This is a genomic window from Natrinema soli (assembly GCF_028618695.1).
Genome location: NZ_JAQIVI010000024.1, coordinates 1 through 2,097, shown reverse-complemented (window position 1 = coordinate 2,097; position 2,097 = coordinate 1). Strand labels below are relative to the sequence as shown.

Sequence of the window (2,097 nt, the reverse complement as noted above, 5' to 3'; positions counted from 1 at the left end):
CTGGCCGACGTCGGCGCGCGAAACGCCCGACTCGAGTCGTTCGAGATTCAGGGCTGGACCCGGGGCGACAGCGCGATCACGGCCGGCGACACCACGCAGGACTGTATCGCGCTGCCGCGCAGTCCGTCCGAACGCGTCGTCGCGCCGCTGATCGATCTCGGCTACGGCCTCCCCGCGGACTTCGAGGGGAGCGACGTCGAGGACGCTATCGTCATGGTCCGCAGCGACGTGCCCGACTACTACGACCGGCATCTCCACCGCCGGGAGAAGTACTATCACGCCGTCGAGAACGGCGCGGTGGGGTTCGTCTACCGAAATCACGTCGAGGGCTGCCTTCCTCCGACCGGTAGCGTGGGAACGGACGAGGAACCCGTCGGCGCAATCCCGGCTGTCGGCGTCTCGAGCGAGGTCGGGTCGCGGCTGGCCCGTCGGTTCGACGGGGAGTCGATCACGCTCTCCGTCGAAGCCGATATCCACCCCGCGACGAGCCAGAACGTTCGCGCCGAACTCGGTCCCGACACCGACGATCGCGTCCTCGTGACGAGCCACGTCGACGCTCACGACATCGCCGAGGGAGCGATGGACAACGGGGCGGGAACCGCGATGATCGTCGAGATCGCGAACGCCCTCGCGGATCGCGAGGCGGAGCTCGAGACCCGCATCGAGTTCGTCGCCTTCGGCGCGGAGGAGGTCGGGCTGGTCGGCTCGACGCGGGCCGCCGAGCGACTCGATCGCGAGTCGATCAATGCCGTGGTCAACAACGACGGCGTCGTCCGCGATCGGACGCTCTCGATCGTCACCCACGGATTCGACGCGCTCCGGGACGTGGCGAACGACGTCGCGGACCGGTACGACCATCCGATCGGCACCGTGCCGAAACTCGGCCCCCACAGCGACCACTGGCCGTTCGTCAAGTGGGGCGTGCCCGGCTGTCACGTCAAATCGCTGTCCGACGGTGCGGGGCGGGGGTGGGGCCACACCTTCGCCGATACGATCGAGAAACTCGAGCCCCGAACCCTGTCCGAGCAGGCGATTCTCCTGACCGAGTACGTCGTCGCACTCGCCCGCGAGGACGTGACGATCGACCACCGGGAACCCGACGCGATCGCGGCCGACCTCGAGTCGCAGGACCTCGCCGAAGGGATGCGGATCACCGGCGACTGGCCTTACGATCAATCCGGGAGTAATTGACCGGCAACGCACGCCCGAGCGCACGAGGGTAGCGCGGTTCGGAGCGACGCGCGGTTCGGAGCGAACAGAGTGAGCGAGAACCGCGGAAATGCGAACGGTGAGTGGAACGAGCCGTGAGCGGACAGAGTGAGCGAGAACCGCGGGGACGCGAACGGTGAGTAGAACGAGCCGTGAGCGAACAGGGTGAGCAAGAACGATTTTCGCTGCTACGTGGATATCGCCGCCGACTGCAATCGACCGCCGGCGCGCGGTCGGCGACCGACAACCGTACGCTTTTGAGCGGGCCGTGTGAACTGCCGGTCATGGATGCCGCGTGGAGCGCGGGCGATTCGCCCGTCGTCGGCGTCGTCGACCGCGAAGCGGATCCGAGCGATGCCACCGAGACCGTCGAGGAGCTCGAGTCGGCGCTCGCCGATGCGGACGGGACGATCGTCACCGGTGGTCTCGACGCCGTTCTCTCGGCGGAGCCGTCGGTGCTCGTGACGGTCGACGAAGCGGCGTTGTCGGCGGTCGCTCGCGCCGGCGTCGAAACGCCCGTTCTCCCGGTCGGCCCCGTCACAGGAATGGAGTCGGTTGACCGCAATCACCTTCCCGACGCGGTCGGGGCGACGCTCGAGGGACGCGCCGTTCAGCGCTCTCGGCCTGTCTTCGGCGTCTCCCTCGGGTCGAGATCGAGACCCGAAACGGAACTCGATACCGAATCGGAGACCGATCGAACGGAATCGGGGACCGATCGGAACGACATCGAGGGGGGAGAGCGCGCGCTGTTCGACGTGACGCTGGTCACCGACGAACCGGCGAGAATCTCCGAGTACGGCGTCCGAAGTCGGGACGAGTCGGTCGCAACCTTTCGCGCCGACGGGGTCGTCGCGGCGACGCCGGCGGGGAGCCACGGCTACGCGAGCG

General features: G+C 68.0%; 2 protein-coding genes. Both read left to right on the top strand.

Features of this window, described 5'->3' with window-relative positions:
* Window positions 1-1,191 (top strand): M28 family metallopeptidase (locus tag PGX04_RS01945; protein ID WP_273736979.1); only part of this gene is annotated, 1,191 nt, incomplete at its 5' end.
* Window positions 1,192-1,493: 302 nt separating this feature from the next.
* Window positions 1,494-2,097, top strand: a 604-nt coding sequence (locus PGX04_RS01940; RefSeq protein ID WP_273736978.1) for an NAD(+)/NADH kinase, incomplete at its 3' end; no start/stop codon positions are given.